General features: G+C 70.8%; 8 protein-coding genes, 1 pseudogene and 1 CRISPR repeat array. Of the genes and pseudogenes, 2 read left to right on the top strand and 7 right to left on the bottom strand.

The window, feature by feature from the left end; all coding sequences use genetic code 11:
* Positions 1-8: 8 nt before the first annotated feature.
* Complete coding sequence (locus ACGFSC_RS14120) at positions 9-539, bottom strand: hypothetical protein (RefSeq protein WP_359896674.1); 531 nt, start codon at positions 537-539, stop codon at positions 9-11.
* A 242-nt stretch (positions 540-781) separates the two neighbouring features.
* Here ACGFSC_RS14120 and ACGFSC_RS14115 point away from each other — a divergent pair, with 242 nt between their 5' ends.
* A complete protein-coding gene (locus ACGFSC_RS14115) occupies positions 782-1390 on the top strand; it encodes an SMI1/KNR4 family protein (protein ID WP_359896673.1) in 609 nt (202 codons plus the stop codon).
* Positions 1391-1874: 484 nt separating this feature from the next.
* Here ACGFSC_RS14115 and ACGFSC_RS14110 read toward each other — a convergent pair whose 3' ends face one another.
* From ACGFSC_RS14110 to ACGFSC_RS14100, 3 genes are all read right to left on the bottom strand, one after another.
* Positions 1875-2660 (bottom strand): SMI1/KNR4 family protein, encoded by a 786-nt coding sequence (locus ACGFSC_RS14110; protein ID WP_359896671.1) that lies wholly within the window; start codon positions 2658-2660, stop codon positions 1875-1877.
* Positions 2661-4517: 1857 nt separating this feature from the next.
* Positions 4518-8072: a DEAD/DEAH box helicase gene (locus ACGFSC_RS14105; RefSeq protein ID WP_359896669.1), complete on the bottom strand. Its 3555-nt coding sequence runs from the start codon at positions 8070-8072 to the stop codon at positions 4518-4520.
* Positions 8057-8950, bottom strand: a complete 894-nt coding sequence (locus ACGFSC_RS14100) for a hypothetical protein (RefSeq protein WP_359896667.1) — start codon at positions 8948-8950, stop codon at positions 8057-8059. The genes ACGFSC_RS14105 and ACGFSC_RS14100 overlap by 16 nt, the downstream gene beginning before the upstream one ends.
* Before the next feature lie 332 nt (positions 8951-9282).
* On the opposite strand from ACGFSC_RS14100, the pseudogene ACGFSC_RS14095 reads away from it, so the two are divergent.
* Positions 9283-9927, top strand: a pseudogene (locus ACGFSC_RS14095) (Tn3 family transposase).
* 1504 nt (positions 9928-11431) lie between these two features.
* Here the strand turns inward: ACGFSC_RS14095 and ACGFSC_RS14090 are convergent.
* From ACGFSC_RS14090 to istA, 3 genes are all read right to left on the bottom strand, one after another.
* Positions 11432-13003, bottom strand: a complete 1572-nt coding sequence (locus ACGFSC_RS14090; RefSeq protein ID WP_359896665.1) for an ISL3 family transposase — start codon at positions 13001-13003, stop codon at positions 11432-11434.
* 234 nt (positions 13004-13237) lie between these two features.
* Positions 13238-14038: an IS21-like element helper ATPase IstB gene (gene istB, locus ACGFSC_RS14085; protein ID WP_359896663.1), complete on the bottom strand. Its 801-nt coding sequence runs from the start codon at positions 14036-14038 to the stop codon at positions 13238-13240.
* On the bottom strand, positions 14038-15306 hold the full coding sequence (gene istA, locus ACGFSC_RS14080) for an IS21 family transposase (protein ID WP_392863276.1): 1269 nt from the start codon (positions 15304-15306) through the stop codon (positions 14038-14040). The genes istB and istA overlap by 1 nt, the downstream gene beginning before the upstream one ends.
* Before the next feature lie 129 nt (positions 15307-15435).
* A CRISPR array of direct repeats spans positions 15436-16500; the repeat unit is 29 nt; unit sequence CGGCTGACCCCCGCGCCCGCGGGGAGAAC.
* Positions 16501-16779 lie beyond the last annotated feature (279 nt).

Below are 16779 nucleotides of genomic sequence, written 5' to 3'. Positions count from 1 at the left end.
CCGCTTGATCAGCCTTCGGACTCGTGACGAGCCCGCTGCCACACTTCCTCAAAGTCACCAGGGCCGATCTCCATGGACACATACTGCGGATCACGAAGGTCGAACGGCGGGTTGAACGGCCAATCCTCAATGCCCGTCTTGACCGAACCACCGTCCGGGCGGATCTCAACCTGCCGCAACCGCCGTCCGTCCGGCCCGAGTTCCATCAGGAAGACCTCTCCTTCCTCGCCTTCAGGCCAACGCAGGCATACACGGTCCCGTCCCGCCAGGACACCGAATCCCGGCTGACCACGCTGGGCATCCCGCTGAGCGCGGAGGCTGGACAGCGGATTCGAGTCCGGATCGTCAAGACGGACCTCCTTCAAACCCCACGTCTCGGCACGTCTCACGGCATCCGGGTCCGCGATCACCTCAACCTCGGCGCAGGCACTGACGATCTCCTCGGCCGAGCCCGCCCACACCCACCACCACAGACCGCCCATCCCATAGTCATGAAGGACCAGATAGCGGGTCTTCCCGACCTCATCCTGTTGGCTCACAACCCATGAGCCTACGTCGCCCTGGGGCCCAGCCCAGATTCCCCACGACGGTCCCGCCATCACTCGGCTCGCAGCCCACCCTGGATTCCGCAGAAGCCAGATGCACTGAGAATCCCGCGCCGAGCGTTCTCACTCGACCTGGCAACCTTGCAGCTCAGTGCAAGATCCACAGACAAGCTCAACGCGACAGGACATCGCTGTCCACAGCAGGTAGTTTGCGGAGGACAGAGAGAAGAGTTCACATGGACTCCCGGATCGCCCGCATCCGACGCAAGCTCGCCAAGGTGCCCTATGCCGCGCTGCGAAGCTACTCCTTCGGCGAAGAGAAGCACGGGTTCCGCCTCGAACCCCCGTTGCCGGACGCGAAGGTCGCCGAGTTCGAGGCCGACCGCCACATCGAACTGCCCGACCCCTACCGCAGCTTCCTGACCACGCTGGGCGGGGGCGGCGCATCGCCTTTCTACGGCCTGCTGCGGTTGCAGTCATGTCGGCTGTTCACGATGGACCCCCACGGCGAGCCCGGCCGCCCTCGGGGGTTCACGTTCGCCGGCGGCCCGTCTCGCCGAAGTGACCTGTTCCTGCACATCATCGAGGCGGGGTGCTCCGACCTGGTGCTTCTCGGCATCACGGGTCCCCTGGCGGGCCGCGTCGTCACCGGAAACGCCGACGGCTTCTGGGGCCCCAACGTCTCGTCGGCCACAGACTTCCTGGCCTGGTACGAACGCTGGCTCGACCACATGCTAGCTGGGCGCGACAACCGCGACCTGGAACTGACCTCATCCGCCCTGCGAGCGCCGGTTGACCGCATCGAGAGGCAGCACCGCGATCGCGAGGATCTGTCACGACTCTGAGAATCCGAAGCCGCGTCATCCGGTTGAGAATGGGGACGAAGCCGCAGGTCGCATGGTTGCCCGTATCACACGGACGCCGAGACCCTCCACCCCCGCGAGCGCGAGCCCGATAGGTCCCGTACGACGGTCCAGCCGCCCTTGCCGGGGTCATCCTCGTACGGGCGGGGCCGATCCTGCTGCCAGGGCGGCATCGTCGACAGTGGGGTCACCCCCGCGCTCGCGGGGAGGACATGCCGTGGTCGTCCTGCTTCACCGGGACCTCCGGCTGACCCCCGCGGGCGCGGGGAGGACCCGCCTTGTTCGCCGATGATGACGCCCTCCGACGGCTGCCGCTGCGGGCGCGGGGAGAACGGACTGCGCCGTCCTGCCGAACAAGTACCGGCTGGCTGACCCCCGCGGCGCGGGGAGGACTGTAGGTTCCAGCATCACTTGTCATGCCGGGTGAGCTTGACCTGGGGCATCGGGCGGGTGTCCGGGTGACTTGTCATTGATTCTGTCCGGACGACTTGTCGTCTACTTCAGATCGTCGGTCCAGGACCTCTCCCCAGACGTCGCCCCCTTCGGCCCACGTCCAGAGCCACTTCCGCAGCGACTCGGCCGCATAGGACAGCCCGTCGTGAGGATCCTCGCCCCACTCGGGAACCCAGCGGTCGCAGTCGTAGAGCAGCACCGGGTTGTCAACGGCAAGCAACGAGACGTGCCAGTACATCGAGCAGCCGCCTGCCGTCAGCTCGAACCACGACTCTGGCACCCCCTCTGATCGGTTGCGTTCGCGAGCACGTGCTGCGGACGGCCAGTCGCGCAGATAGCCGGGTGGCCGGTTCCCGTCACGCAGCGAGACGAGCCCGCAATCAGGCCCAAAGCCGCCGTCTGCGACCTCGGTGTAGACACGGCGGAGCAACTCGGGCAGCCGAAGCCCCAACCTGCGCTCAACGTCCTCAACCTGCGCCATGGTGACCGGAGCAAATAGTGGACCGCGCGGAGCATCCGCGTAATAGGCGGCCACCACCTCGATCGACGATTCGAACGCAATCGTCCCGTCGCTGCAGGACCCGCGTCGGCCGTCCCGGGACTGGTCCAACCAGTGCGCACCGTAGTTCTCTGCTATCCACGCGGTCGGGACATAAGCCTCATCGAAGCGCTGGCCCGGGTCCCAGGCACGTGCTCGCAGCTTCTCGATCAACGCGTCGTCGTTCGCCGCCTCGCCAGCAGGTCCCGGGCGCCGCCCGGGATGTGGCGGCGTAGAGACATCATGCGAAGCAGCGGTCACGCACCGGGAGCATAGCCGCGGGGCAACGGTGGGTATCCGGACGAGTTGTCGCCAGCGACAAGCTGATGACAACTCGTCCGGAATGTGACAGGTCAAATTGGAAACTACAAGGACGCGTAGCTGGTGATCTGCCACGACCGGCCGGACGGCTGACCCCCCGCGGGCGCGGGGAGAACCGCGCGCCAGTACGCGATGCGTCGCCCGATCGCGGCTGACCCCCGCGGGTGCGGGGAGGACCGCAGCAAGCTCACCATGTTGTCGACGTAGTTCGGCTGACCCCCTGCGGGCACGGGGAGGACCCAGCTGCGCCGGGAGAGGAGGAGAGGAGAGTCGGCTGACCCCCGCGCATGCGGGGAGGACCGGGATCGGTGGCGGGTCGTCCTGGCTCAGGACGGCTGACCCCCGCGCCCGCGGGGAGAACCAGCCCGAGGTCCCGCAGCAGCACCCGGTACACGGCTGACTCCCGCGCCCGCGGGGAGAACTCGGGGACGGCCATCACGTGATCAAGGAGCGTCGGCTGACCCCCGCGCCCGCGGGGAGGACCTCCGGACACGGCGGCGTGCTTGCGCAGGTCTCGGCTGACCCCCGCGTTCGCGGGGAGGACGCTGCCCCGATGTGGTCCTGGCGTTCGCGGACCGGCTGACCCCTGCGGGCGTGGGGAGGACCCCCTCTGACTTGGGGCGGACGGAAATTTTCCCGGCTGACCCCCGCGGGCGCGGGAGGACGACCGGGGACAGAGCCCTCCGTGGCCGTGGGTCGGCTGACCCCCGCGCTCGCGGGGAGGACGCGATCGGACGAGAGCCCGGAACGGGCTCCGGCGGCTGACCCCCGCGGGCGCGCGGAGGACCATCAGGCCTCGCCACCGCCGTCGAGCGCGGCCGGCTGACCCCCGCGGGCGCGGGGAAGACCTGCTCGGCGGCGAGCCGGCGGTGGTCGGCTGCGGCTGACCCCCGCGCTCGCGGGGAGAACTGCAGTGCGGAGACCTCTGCCGGGGTGGGCATCGGCTGACCCCCGCACCTGCGGGGAGGACGCCAACGTCGCCTCATCCCGCTTCTCCGGCGACGGCTGACCCCCGCGCTCGCGGGGAAGACGAAAGGGCGGATGCAATTGCGTCGAACGCGGGCGGCTGACCCCCGCGCTCGCGGGGAAGACCCGTCGTACCAGCTGGTGCTCGCCGACAGAGGCGGCTGACCCCCGCGCTCGCGGGGAAGACCCTTCGCGACCTGCACTGTTCTGACGACTTTGCCGTTTATTGACCAGCTTGCCGAGGGACACGATGTGGGCTGTCCTGTTGAGGTGTCAAGGAGCAGCGCCCATCGTGGCAGACGGCCACGACACCGTGTTCTGCGGTCACCGCTGAAGGCCCGGGTGGTGCTTGGGCCTGCGTGGGCGAGGACGGGGCCGGGGGAGGAGCCACCCCCGGGGACCTCAGCACCGCACGACGGCCGGCGCCGACGATCATCGCCACCAACCGGTACGACGGCTGACCCCCGCAAGCGCGGGGAGAACCCCGGCGTCACCGTCAGCCAGGACCGGTGCGCCGGCTGACCCCCGCGCTCGTGGGGAGAACGTCGCGGCCCAGTCCAGGTGCAGCAGCAAGACCGGCTGACCCCCGCGCTCGCGGGGAGGACCTTCTCGGGCTCGGTCGCCAGTCGGCTAGTGACGGCTGACCCCCGCGGGGAGGACCCCTCGCGACCTGCACCGTTCTGACGGCTTTGCCATTTCTAGACCAGACTGCCGAGGAGCACGAGCCGGGCTAGCCTGTTGAGGTGTCAAGGAGCAGCGCCCCATCGCGGCAGACGGCCGGGAAGTCCCCTTCTGGTCAGGCCAGGCCCGCGTTCGGACCCGGCCTGTTGACTACGGCCACCGGAGCGCCTCGTCAGGAGTGTGGACGCGGTTGGTGATCAGGTTGCCGCCGCGGAGTCTGTGGTGGAGGTCGAAGCCGGTGTCGAGTATCGCCAGGACGTCGAGGTGGCGATCGGGGGGCACGGTGGCGACGACCTGGCCGTCGACTTGGATGCCGATGCTCGCGCTGCCGCTGCTGGGTCGCACCAGGGTGGCAGGTGCATCGCCGATCGGCAGGAGGGCGCGGATCTGAACGGCGACGGTGGTGCCAGCCACCAGGTCGTTGACGAGGTTGGAGGGGGTGCGGACGTAGTCGAGGAGGTCGTCGATCTCGTAGGTCGTCGCGCCGTAGGACACGGCCCAGCCGTCGACGTCCTGGGAGGTGAGCCAGCTGCGGAGGTCCGCGGGGTGGATTCCGTGTGTGGCGGCGTCGCTGCCGATGGCATGGGCGAGCCGGCGGGAGGTGATGCCGGAGGTGAGCAGGGTCAGTGCCTGCTCGGTGTCGACGCCGTGCCGCAGGTGCCAGGCCGTCTGGGGGTTGAGCAGCGGCGTTCCCAGTTCGTGCCAGTCGGCTTCGTTCACCAGGTTGATCAGAGCTCCGAGAGTCCAGGACAGGACGTGCTCGAAAGTGCTGCTGATGCAGCGGACAGCCTGTTCCAGGGCCCACTCGGCCGGAATGCTGGGCATCCAGGCGCGGGCGAGGCGGGGGATGCTCTCCCCGGTCACCCAGCTGCGCACCGCCTCGGTGACGGAGACCTCGACGGGTGATCCCGCGCGCTCGCGGGTGGTGAAGTGCCAGGCCCGGGCGGCTTCTGGAAGGTCGAGGAGCTGCCCGAAGACGTCGTGCTCGGCCAGGAAGTCCAGGGTCCTCTCCAGTGACCACTCCGGGGTCGCGGTGAGCCAGGCGGTCGCCGGGTCGGCGGGCGGTTCCTGCGCGTGCTGCTCCGCCAGGGCGCGGGAGAGGCCGCGGGCCAGGCGGTCGAGCAGCCGCGCGGAGTGCAGGCTCGTTCCCGTGGTGGTCCAGCGTCGGGTGCTGTCGGCGTCGGTACGGTCGTACACCTCGACGACCTTCATGGCGAGGACGTGCCAGCGCGCCGCGACAGCCACGCCGCCATCTTGGTCCATGGCCAGCAGGCGCCACACCGGGGCCAGCCGGCCCTGTTCTCCCGACAGGGCCGGGGTCGCGGCCTCGGCCTCAAGCAGGAACCACACGAACGCGGCGAAGTCCGCGGTGATGCTGTCGGCCAGGGCGAAGACGGCGTCCGCGTCGTCGCGCAACCGCTCCTCGGCGGCCGCCAGGTCGGCGAGCGCCTCCTCGGTGAGCAGGGCGGAGGCAACGGTGAGCTGGTCCGTGTCGGGGGTGAGGGTGTCGAAGTCGGCGGAGCTCGGGGGGTAGGGGCGGGTCAGCAGGATCCAGCCCTCGCTCTCCCGTCCGGCCCGCCCGGCGCGCCCGACGGCGTTGAGGAGTTCAGCTGCGAGCAGTTGGCGCTGGCCCTCGTAGTGGCGCTGGTCGCCGTCCACTCCGCTGTGGATGATGACGGTGCGCACGGGGAGGTTGACGCCGTCGGTGAGAGTGCTGGTGCTGGCGATAGCCAGCAGCTCGTTCTCGCGCAGGGCACTCTCGACGGCCTGGAGCACATCGTCGGGAAGGTCGCCGTGGTGGTAGGCGACGCCGTTGCGGGTGCAGCGAACCAGCGGGTGCTCGGCGCCCAGGGTGTCGGCGAGGTACTCGGTGAGCGCGGCGGCCTCGGGGCGGTCGTCCAGGTGCTCGGCGATGGCCAGGGCGGTGTCGCGGGCGGCCCGCTTGGTGTCGACGACCATGAGGACGCTGCCGGCCTTCGTGAGGGCGGCGGCCCCGGCGGCGAACACCCTGTAGTTCGCGATCCCGCCAGACAGCTTGGTCCGGGCGTTCCACTCCCACGAGTTGGCGGCGGCAAACGTGCGCTCCCCGAGCCGGCCGGTGATGAGGTGTGCGACCTCGGATCCGGCGGTGGGCCGCAGGTCCAGGCGCATCGCCACCGGCACGGTGGCCTTGGTCGTCGAGGGCCGCTTCTTGCTGGCGCGCCGGGGCGCGAGTTCGGCCTGCTCCTTGAGCAGCGACGGGTAGATCAGGCCGTGGAGGCGACGCGGTCCGCGCCAGGTGTCGGTGAAGACCACCTCCTGCGCCGGCCGGTCGGGCTCCAGCCACGATGCCAGCTGGGCCCGGTTGCCGACGGCTGCGGACAGCAGCACCAGCCGCACCTCGTACGTGCTCGCGGCCAGGAAGGCCAGCAGGCTCTCCAGGACGAAGCCGCGTCGGCCCTGCGCGAGGTGGTGCGCCTCGTCGACGACGATGAGCCCGACGTCGTCCAACGCCGCCTCGGGGTTGTTGCGGATCATGTGCATGAGCCGCTCCGGAGTCACGATCTCCACGTCGCCGGTCAACGGCCCGCGAACGAAGTCGATCCGGTCGACGGGGAAGTCCGGCCGCTCGGCCGCCAGCCGGTATCCCAGCCCGCGCAACCGCCCCCGCAGCGCCGCCCGCATCTCCCGCCCCAGGCTGCGCATCGGCGAGACGTACAGCACCCGCCCTTCCCGCTGCGCCAGGTGCGAGCAGATCACCAGTTGCGCCATCAGCGTCTTGCCCGCGCTGGTGGGCACGCTGATCAGGCTGCGTGTGGTCGAGGGGTCGACCGGGTTGCCGCGCTCCAGCCGCAGCAGCTCACGCTGCGGCGGCCACAGGGTCAGCACCGGCGGGCTGGACAGAGCGAAGGTCCGTGCCACCGCGCCCGGCGTGCCGGCCGGCAGCAGCCGGTAGAGGCTGCTGTCCGCGAGCTCCCCGCTCAGCTCCAGCAGGTGGGCGGCCACCCACGGCGCCAGACGGTCGCCTTGCCCCACCCGCTGTTCGACGACCGAGACCAGGAGCTCGTGGGCGGCGCGCAGATCCTCGGCCTCCCCGAGGACCAGGTGCAGCTGCAGGTGGTGGACCGCTTCGACGATCGCCTCCGCCGGACCGAACATCGTGCCCGCCAGCGACGTACGGTCTCCTCCCAGCAGCGCCCCGAGTTCGGCGAACTGGCGCCGCCACGTCCGCAGCGCGCCGACCAGAGCAGGTCGGTCCAGACCGAGGAAGGCGACACCGGCCTCCACCGCGAGCGTCCCGATGTGAGCGGGAAGGCCAGCCTCGGTGTCCACCAGGTGGGCGACGCGGCGGTAGACGGCGGTCGCGTTCGGGTCCTGCTCGCAGCGCCGGTAGCCCGCTTGGGCGGCGAAGGCGATCTGCAGCCGGTCCGCGGGCGAGCGGCGTTCGTCCGCGAGCGCCAGGTCGAGCACGTGCGCGCTGACCGCAAACGCGTGCCGGATCCGGGCCCGGTCGAAGCCTGGAGCCTCGGGGTTCAGGGCGGCCAGCCCGTGCAGCAGCCACGCCGTGCCAAGCGTCTCGTCCGCCACCTCGTACTCGGTGCGGAACGCCGCGATCTCCAGGTCGGTGATGGTCTCCAGCAGGGCTTCCGGACTCGGTAGGACACCGTCGGGCCGGTACACACCGAGCGCCGCCGCCAACGCCTCCGAATTCAGAGTGCGCTCCACACGTACCCCCTCACAGCCTGGGCGAAGTCGTCAAGGTCGTCGACCGCCACCACCAGACCCTGCATCGCCCCGGGATGGGTGTGGGTGGGGAAGTGCTTGTGCGCGAGCTGGAACGCCCTCCCCTGCGGGATGTTCACGGCGTTCGTCGCCACGCTCACCCCACCGCCGCTCGACGGATGCGCATACACCCAGTGCCCCACCAGCCCGCTCACGAACTCTCCGATGTCGGGGTCGAGGAGCCTCCCGCCCCACGACATCTGCGCGAGATAGCGCGGACCGTGCTCGGTCAGCTGCTTCCACGCCCCCGTGATCGTCGGGGTCAGATTCGGCTTCGCGCCGGTGTACTTCTTCATCTCCCACAGGCGAAAGACCAGCTCCGGCCCGCCCTCTGCGACCCGGTGGATGATCAGCCCGTCGCCACCGCTGTCGCGCACCTCCATCCCCGGCGCTGACAAGAACTCCACGCTGCGCCCGGCCGGCGGCGGGAGGTCCCGCGTCGTCAGGTACCAGAGCCACTCACCCACGTAGCCGGGCAGGCCGTGGCCCTCGCCGCTGATCGCCGAGGGGGTGCCGAACACGTTGAAGGCGAAGGCGTACACCAGGGTCCAGTCGGTGCCGGTCAGCTTGGTGCCGGCGAGGGTGGCCTCCCGCCAGAGGCTGTAGACCTGGTGCTCAACTCCGGTGCGGGAGGCCATGATCTCGTCGGCGACGATCCAGGCAGCGGCCGCGCGTTCCTCCTCCGACAGCCCTACGGCGCGGGCCAGGCTCCACGGGCACTTCTGCTCGGCTCCGCAGTCCTGCTGCTGAACGAGGTCAGCCAGCCGGCCACCGGCCGATCCGGCGTGGAGCAGGGCCTCCGCTGCGGGTATCGACGTCATCGCCGACCGCCCGCCACTGGCGGGGGACAGCTCGCCCGGGCGCCCGACCCCGCCCTCGGGGCCCACTCAACATTCACCGCGACACCCTATCCCGGACACACCACACGGCTTGCTGCCCCGCTCAGTCTCACGGCCGCGGCGCCGCAGCGAGCGCCTTGCAGGCCCTGGCCACGCTGGACGCGGTGGCGCCGGGACTGGACTGGCTGGAGATCAAGGAGCGCGCCGCGGGCGCGATCAAGTTCACCGGCCCGGAGGCGCAGGAGGAGCCGCGCAACCTGCGCCGGATCAAGGCCGAGGTGGGGCGGCGCTGGAGCGCCGTGCCGCTGATCGACATGCTCAAGGAGGCGATCCTGCGCACCGGCTGCTTGAAGGCGATCACCTCGGTGGCCGGGTCGCGGACGCTGCCAGAGGAGGTGTTGGCCGAGCGGCTGATGCTGGCGATCCACGCCTACGGCACCAACACCGGCATCAAGTCGGTGGCCGGCGGCGAGCACGGGCACACCGAGGAGGAGATCCGCTACACCCGGCGCCGCTACCTCACCCTGGAGTCGACCTGCCAAATCGCGGTGGAGATCGCCAACGCCACGTTCGCCGCTCGCGAGAGCGAGCTGTGAGGTGCCGGCTCGACCGCGGTCGCTTCGGACTCCACGCACTTCCGCTCCTGGGACCAGAACCTGTTCACCGAGTGGTGGCACTCGCGCTACGGCGGCCGGGGCGTGCTGGTGTACTGGCACGTCGAGCGCGGCGCGGTGGTGGTCCACTCCCAGATCCTTCGTGCGTCCGCGTCGGAGGTCGCGGTGATGGTCGAGGGCGCGATCCGGCACGGCACCAAGATGAGCGTGGAGGGCAACTACGTCGATTCGCATGGCCAGTCGGAGATCGGGTTCGCGGTGACCAGGTTGCTGAACGTGGACCTGCTGCCGCGCATCAAGCAGATCAACCGGGTGCGCATGACGACGACCCACAGGCCCGGCTGACCCCCGCACTCGCGGGGAAGACGACCTGCAGACCAACGCCCGGTCGTCGCAGATCGGCTGACCCCCGCGCTCGCGGGGAAGACGCCAACGCGGCCAACACCCGAAGCTCAACTGCCGGCTGACCCCCGCGCTCGCGGGGAGGACGGCCCGGTACGCTGACGCATAGCCAGATGTCCCGGCTGACCCCCGCGGGCGCGGGGAGGACACCCGGGTCTGCCAGGTCCTGCGCCACAGCGACGGCTGACCCCCGCGGGCGCGGGGAAAACGGCCTGGCCATCGGCATGGCCATCCCCGTCCACGGCTGACCCCTGCGGGCGCGGGGAGAACTCGAAGATGAAGGCGTAGTGGAGGTCTGCCGGCGGCTGACCCCCGCGCTCGCGGGGAGGACAGACTTGGTACCGGTCTCGATCAGGAAGCGGAAGGTCAGCCAGTCAGCGAGGGCCGCGCAGATCGGGGGGCGGTGAAGGTCTTGTCCCACTTGGTGAACGGGGCGTTGGAGACGACCCGGTGGCCTTGCATTCCTCTCGCTCGCCCGGCTGACCCCCGCGCTCGCGGGGAGGACGACGACCAGTGCCGCGACGAACTCGCCACCGCCGGCTGACCCGCGCGCGTGCGGGGAGGACTTTGCGCGGCGGCTGGCGGCGCAAGCCTGCTCCGGCTGACCCCCGCGCGTGCGGGGAGGACGGCACCACCGTCTCCGCAGCGACCGCCAAGGCCGGCTGACCCCCGCGCGTGCGGGGAGGACCTTCGCGACCTGCACCGTTCTGAGGGCTTTGCCATTTCTTGACTAGCCTGCCGAGGAGCAGGAGGCGGGCCGGCCTGTTGAGGTATCAAGGAGCAGCGCCCATCGTGGCAGACGGCCACGACACCGCGCTGCGCGGCCATTTGAGCCATCCCCGCGGGCGCGGGGAAGACGACCGCGATAAGGCCAGCGACTGGAACAGCCGCGGCTGACCCCCGCGGGCGCGGGGAAGACCTCATTGACCAACTCGCCTCCGTCCAGCAAGGCTGCTGACCCCCGCGCTCGCGGGGAGGACCCTGGCCGGCGGGGTCACGGGCGCGCTGGTCGGCGGCTGACCCCCGCGCTCGCGGCGAGGACCGACTACGGCACCCGAAGACCTGCTGCACCGCACGACAGCCGGCCCCGAAGACGAACCGATCCCCCGCAGGCGCGGGGGAGAACGACGACCGCTCCGAGCTGGAAGGCACCCAGATCGGCTGACCCCCGCAGGCGCGGGGAGAACGACTCGCTGACGGGCCTCGTCCAGGGCCGTGTCGGCTGACCCCCGCGCTCGCGGGGAGAACGACGAAGCGGAGCTGCAGTTCGGTGAGGCGGCCGGCTGACCCCCGCGACCGCGGGGAGAACGTGAGGCTCGACAGGCTCGACGCCCACACCACCGGCTGACCCCCGCGACCGCGGGGAGAACGGCCTCATCTCGATCATCATGTCGGCGACGGCTCAATGTGGGGTCTGGCCCAGGTTGTGTGGCTCGGTGACGGAGCGTCAGGCGAGAAGGACCCGCTTGCGTAGGAGCTGAAAGCTGGCGCGTCCGAACATTTGTCGTTTGAGCATCTTGATCCGGTTGACGGCGCCTTCGACGTGGCCGGAGTTCCACTGGGTGGTCAGTCCGGCTTCGACGGCGTCGTAGTCGCTGTTCAGGCCGTTGGCGAAGGTGCTGATCCCGCGCAGGCCGGAGGTCATCGCCTCGGTGATCCACTCGGGCAGCCGGTGGCCTTCGAGCAGGGTGAGCATCTCGGCGAAGGATCGGACCAGGCCGGCGGTGGTCTCCAGTTCGGGGCAGTGGGCCAGCAGGGTCTTGCGCTGCAGTTCTTCGTCCGGGGTGAGGCCGGAGGGATGACGGGTCAGCCAGCTGACCGCCGCGCGGACGGTGGGCGGCGCGGGAGGCGGGGGCGGACAGTCCGGTCTCTTCCGGCCCTTCTTCCAGACGGCCAGGAGGGTGTGCCCGCCCCGGTATCCGCGTTCGCGTATCTCGGTCAGGAGTGCGAGGCCGGTGATCCTTCCGGCCGTCTCCTCCCAGCGCCGCTCCAGGTAGGGCTTGTACGGGTCGAGGATGCTCGCGCGCGGCCGCGGCGGCCCCTTCATCATGTTCTGCCACCGCTTGGCGCCTGCGTACCGGTGGACCGTGTTCCGGCTCCAGCCCAGGTGGCGGGCGACCGCGCGCTCGCTCAGGCCCTGGTCGAGGAGACCGTGGACCAGAGCGTGGTGGAGCCTGCGGCGCTCGGCCATCTTGCCGGCAGGCTCCACCGGCACGGCCGCCGTCTCCGGTGCGGGATCGCCGGGCAGCGAGGTCTCCCACCGCGGCTCGGGCTCCGGAGCGATGGCGGGCAGCGAGTGCAGGCAGCGGCGGTGGTCGACCACGGTCTTCTCGACCGCGCTGACCAGGTTCGCCCACAGGTGATACCGGTCAGCAACCTGTCTGGCCTGCGGCGCGGCGGTCGAAGCGGCGTCCGCGTAGGCGCTGGCCCGGTCACGGCACAGAACCTCGATCTGCGGATGTCCGGCCAGCCAGGGGACGAGCGCGGCCGCGTCTCGGTCCGGGAGCAGGTCCAGCACCCGGTGCGTGGCCGCGTTCGTGACCACGGTGCCGTACACGTGGCCGCGGCGCAGTGCGAAGTCGTCGACGCCGACCGCGACCGGGGCGCCGACGGCCGGGTCGGGCAGGTCCATCACACGCCGGAGCAGGGTGCTGCGGCTCGCCCGGATGCCCAGCAACGCGGCCATCCGCGAACCGGCCCGGCCCGCAAGGGCGAGCCCCAGGCCGGCCGCTGAGGCACGCTGCCGCTCGGTGACCTGACCGTTGCGGCGCGTCAGACCCTGTGCCTGCTCGACGAAGGTCCGCCGCGGACAGGACGCCTGCCGGCAGACGAACCGGCGCACGCGCAACGCCAGAACCACGGGCCGGCCACAGCTCGGCAGATCCGACGGATACCGCAGGTAGGAGCCGTGCACCCGCTCCGACCACACCCCGCAGGACGGGCACACGGCACCCGGCGCGGCGAGCCGGGCCTCGACCCGCACCACCGGACCCGACGCCTCGGCACGGACGACCTCCACCTGCGGCAACGACGGAAACAGCAACTCTCCAAGCCACGACCATGATTGCGACACGACCGCCGACGGTCAGCCATCCGAGCCACGACACCAACGAGATCCGGACGATCTCCCGACTCCGCCAACCCCGAGAATCCATCACCCAGCGTCACCGGTCACAGAACCTGGGCCAGACCCTCAATGTGAGGCCAGGTTCGGCGGTTCAGTTGTGGGCCATCCGTAGTCTCGTCGGATGTGTCAGTCGTTGCTGCTGGTGGCGGTGCGGCCGAGTTCGCGGCCGCGCATGCGGTAGGACTCGCCTTTGAGGGAGTGGACCTCGGCGTGGTGGACGAGCCGGTCGATCATCGCGGCGGCGACGGTCTCGTCGCCGAAGGTCTCTCCCCAGCGGCCGAAGGGCTTGTTCGAGGTGACGATGACGCTGGCCCTCTCGTAGCGGTTCGAGATCAGCTGGAAGAACAGGTTCGCTGCCTCGGACTCGAAGGGGATATACCCCACCTCGTCGATCACGATCAGCGGGTAACGGCCGAGTCTGACCAACTCGTCCTGCAGTCGTCCGCTGTGGTGGGCGGCGGCGAGGCGGTCGACCCACTGGGCGGCGGTGGCGAACGCGACCCGGTGCCCGGCCTGGCAGGCCCTGACGGCGAGGCCGGTTGCGATGTGCGTCTTGCCGGTGCCCGGCGGCCCGAGGAAGACCGCGTTCTCCTTCGCCGCGATGAAGTCCAGGGTTCCCAGGTGGGCGAGCTGCTGGCGGGTCATGCCGCGCAGGTGGGCGAGGTCGAGTTCCTCGATGGTCTTGATCGCGGGGAAGCGCGCCTGCCGGATGCGTTGCTCACCGCCGTGGCTGTCGCGGGCGGAGACCTCCCGCTGCAGGCAGGCGACGAGGTATTCGAGGTGGCTCCAGGACTCGGTCCGGGCGCGCTCGGCGAGCCGTTCGGCGGCGTCCAGCAGTGCGGGTGCCTTCATCGCGCGGGCGAGGAAGGCCAGGTCGGCTGTGGTCTGCCGGGTGGTGCGGGCCGTCGGCTTGCTGGTGGTGGGCATCAGGTGTCCTCCTTTCCGGCGCCGCCCTCGATGAGGGTGAACATGCGGTCGTAGGTGCCGAGCTCGCGCTGTTCGACCTGGACGCCCAGGTCGTCCGGGGCCAGGCCGGCCAGGCCTCGGGCCCGGGTGTGTGCGGCCCGCCGGCGGATCGCCTGGCCGCGCAGGGCCTCGGCCGCGGCGGCGTGCTCGGGATCGGTGATGGTCTGGTGGCGGGCCCAGCAGCGGCTGTGGTGGGCGACTGTCTCGCCCGCGCGGGTGGTGGCGACGATCTCCTCGGTGTCCGCGCGGACGGTGATCTGCTGGCCGATCGCGCGGGGGTGGACGGAGTAGTCGCAGGTGTCGACGCGGATGTAGTGGTCGCGGCCCAGGCGGGTGTGCAGGGGCCACCAGTTCGGTGGGGCGACCGGCGGCAGGGCGAGCATCGCTTGCCTGTCGGCCTCCCAGCGCTCGAGGGGACGGCAGCCGATCACGCGGTGGTGTCTGCGGTTGGCGATCTGCAGCCAGGCGGTCAGCTGGAAGTTGAAGTCGCCTGGCCCGGCGAAGGTGCGGCCGGGCAGGAAGCTCGTCTCCAGATAGCCGTTCGCCCGTTCCACCAGGCCTTTCGCTTCCGGATCGCGAGGCCGACACAGATGGATCCGGATCGCGAGCAGGCCGGCGAACGCCGCGAACTCGGATGTCAGCTTCCCCTGCCCGACCCCGCTCTCGTTGTCCCAGACCAGCATCTTCGGGACAGCGCCCCAGCCGGTCAGCAGCCGCCAATGTCCGTCGATCAGGTCGGCGGTCGTGCGGGACGGCAGCATCCGGGCCGTGATCATCCGCGAGTAGCCCGACACCATGACCAGCACCGGGGGTCGGCCCGTCTGCCCGTAGCCCAGCGGGATGTCCACCGGCGGGAACCACAGATCACACTGGGCGAGCTCACCGGGCGAGTAGACCGTGCGCGAAACCGGGTCGACAGGAAAATAGGCGGGCCGCAACTCGCGCACCCGTTCCTTGAGGATGGTCAAACCGCGTTCCCACCCGATCCGCTCGGCGATCACCGTGGCCGGCATGGTCGGATTCTGCTTCAACAGCTCGCGGATGGCAGGCTCGACCTGATCCACCGCCGAGCCCTTCAGCGGACGCTGGTAGACCGGCGGCCGGTCCGAGGCAAGGGCCCGCAGCACGGTGCCCCTGGAGATCCCCAAGTGCCGGGCCACCGCACGGGCCGACAGGCCCTCGGCCCGGTGCAGCCGGCGGATCTCAGCCCAGTCCTCCACGCCGATCACCTCTCTTCCTCCCGACTCCCGTACCAGTGAAGTCAGGATGCTCAAGAGATCACGCGGTGGCCCGCTTTTGATGCGCCGCCCGTGGCCCTAATTTCACCCGTCGGCGACAATCATCACCATCCACGGCGGCGGCTGACCCCCGCGCCCGCGGGGAGAACAAGTTCGGGTGCCGTTCCCTCCCCCGACGCACGGCTGACCCCCGCACCCGCGGGGAGAACGTCAGCCACTCCGGCAGCGTGGTCACAACCTTCGGCTGACCCCCACGCCCGCGGGGAGAACACCAGCACCGAGGAGACCGACTACCCGGACAACGGCTGACCCCCGCGCCCGCGGGGAGAACGTCCCCCTGCGGGGCGGCGGCGACAAAGGCCGCGGCTGACCCCCGCGCCCGCGGGGAGAACCTCGGTGCTAGGTGTGCTGCCTGCGCGCAGACCGGCTGACCCCCGCGCCCGCGGGGAGAACGCGACTCCGGAGAGACACCGAAGTGTTCGCCACGGCTGACCCCCGCGCCCGCGGGGAGAACGATGATCGCGGAGCCGATGTAGTCGGTGGTCGCGGCTGACCCCCGCGCCCGCGGGGAGAACGATGAGGCCCAGGCCGAGGAGGCCGACGACGCCGGCTGACCCCCGCGCCCGCGGGGAGAACCAAGGTACCCAGGGACCAAGGGGGCAAGAGCCCGGCTGACCCCCGCGCCCGCGGGGAGAACTGGCGGATCTCTCCGAGGCCCGAGCCACCACGCGGCTGACCCCCGCGCCCGCGGGGAGAACTCCCGGACTGGTCCCCGACCGCCGTGAGTCGACGGCTGACCCCCGCGCCCGCGGGGAGAACCCCGAAGGTCCGGGTTGATCAAGCCCGGCGACCGGCTGACCCCCGCGCCCGCGGGGAGAACTAGTCGACCTGACCGTTGCTCTTGATGATCGGCGGCTGACCCCCGCGCCCGCGGGGAGAACCGCAGCCAGCGCCTCGGTATCGCTGAAGCCGGCGGCTGACCCCCGCGCCCGCGGGGAGAACGATCCCGTCCGCGTCGCCGCCCGGCTGGGTGCCGGCTGACCCCCGCGCCCGCGGGGAGAACACCATGGTCGCCGCCACCATGCCCACCGCCCTCGGCTGACCCCCGCGCCCGCGGGGAGAACTTCGCAGTGGCGGTCGCCTTCGACGGCAGCTGCGGCTGACCCCCGCGCCCGCGGGGAGAACCCTTCGCGACCTGCACTGTTCTGACGGCTTTGCCGTTTCTTGACCAGCCTGTCGAGGCGCGAGCCGGGCCGGCCTGTTGAGGTATCAAGGAGCAGCGTCCATCGTGGCAGAGGGCCACGACATCGTGCTCCGCGGTCACCGCTGAAGGCCTGGGCGGTGCTTGAGCCTGCGTGGGCGAGGACGGAGCCGGGGGAGGAGCCACGCCCGGAGACCTCAGCACCGCGCGACGGCCGGCGCCGAAGACGAACCGATGCCCCGCAGGCGCGGGCGGGCCCCGAA

It is taken from the genome of Kitasatospora sp. NPDC048715, from assembly GCF_043198905.1.
GTDB lineage: Bacteria > Actinomycetota > Actinomycetes > Streptomycetales > Streptomycetaceae > Kitasatospora > Kitasatospora lactacystinica.
This window is presented reverse-complemented; position numbering and strand designations above follow the sequence as displayed.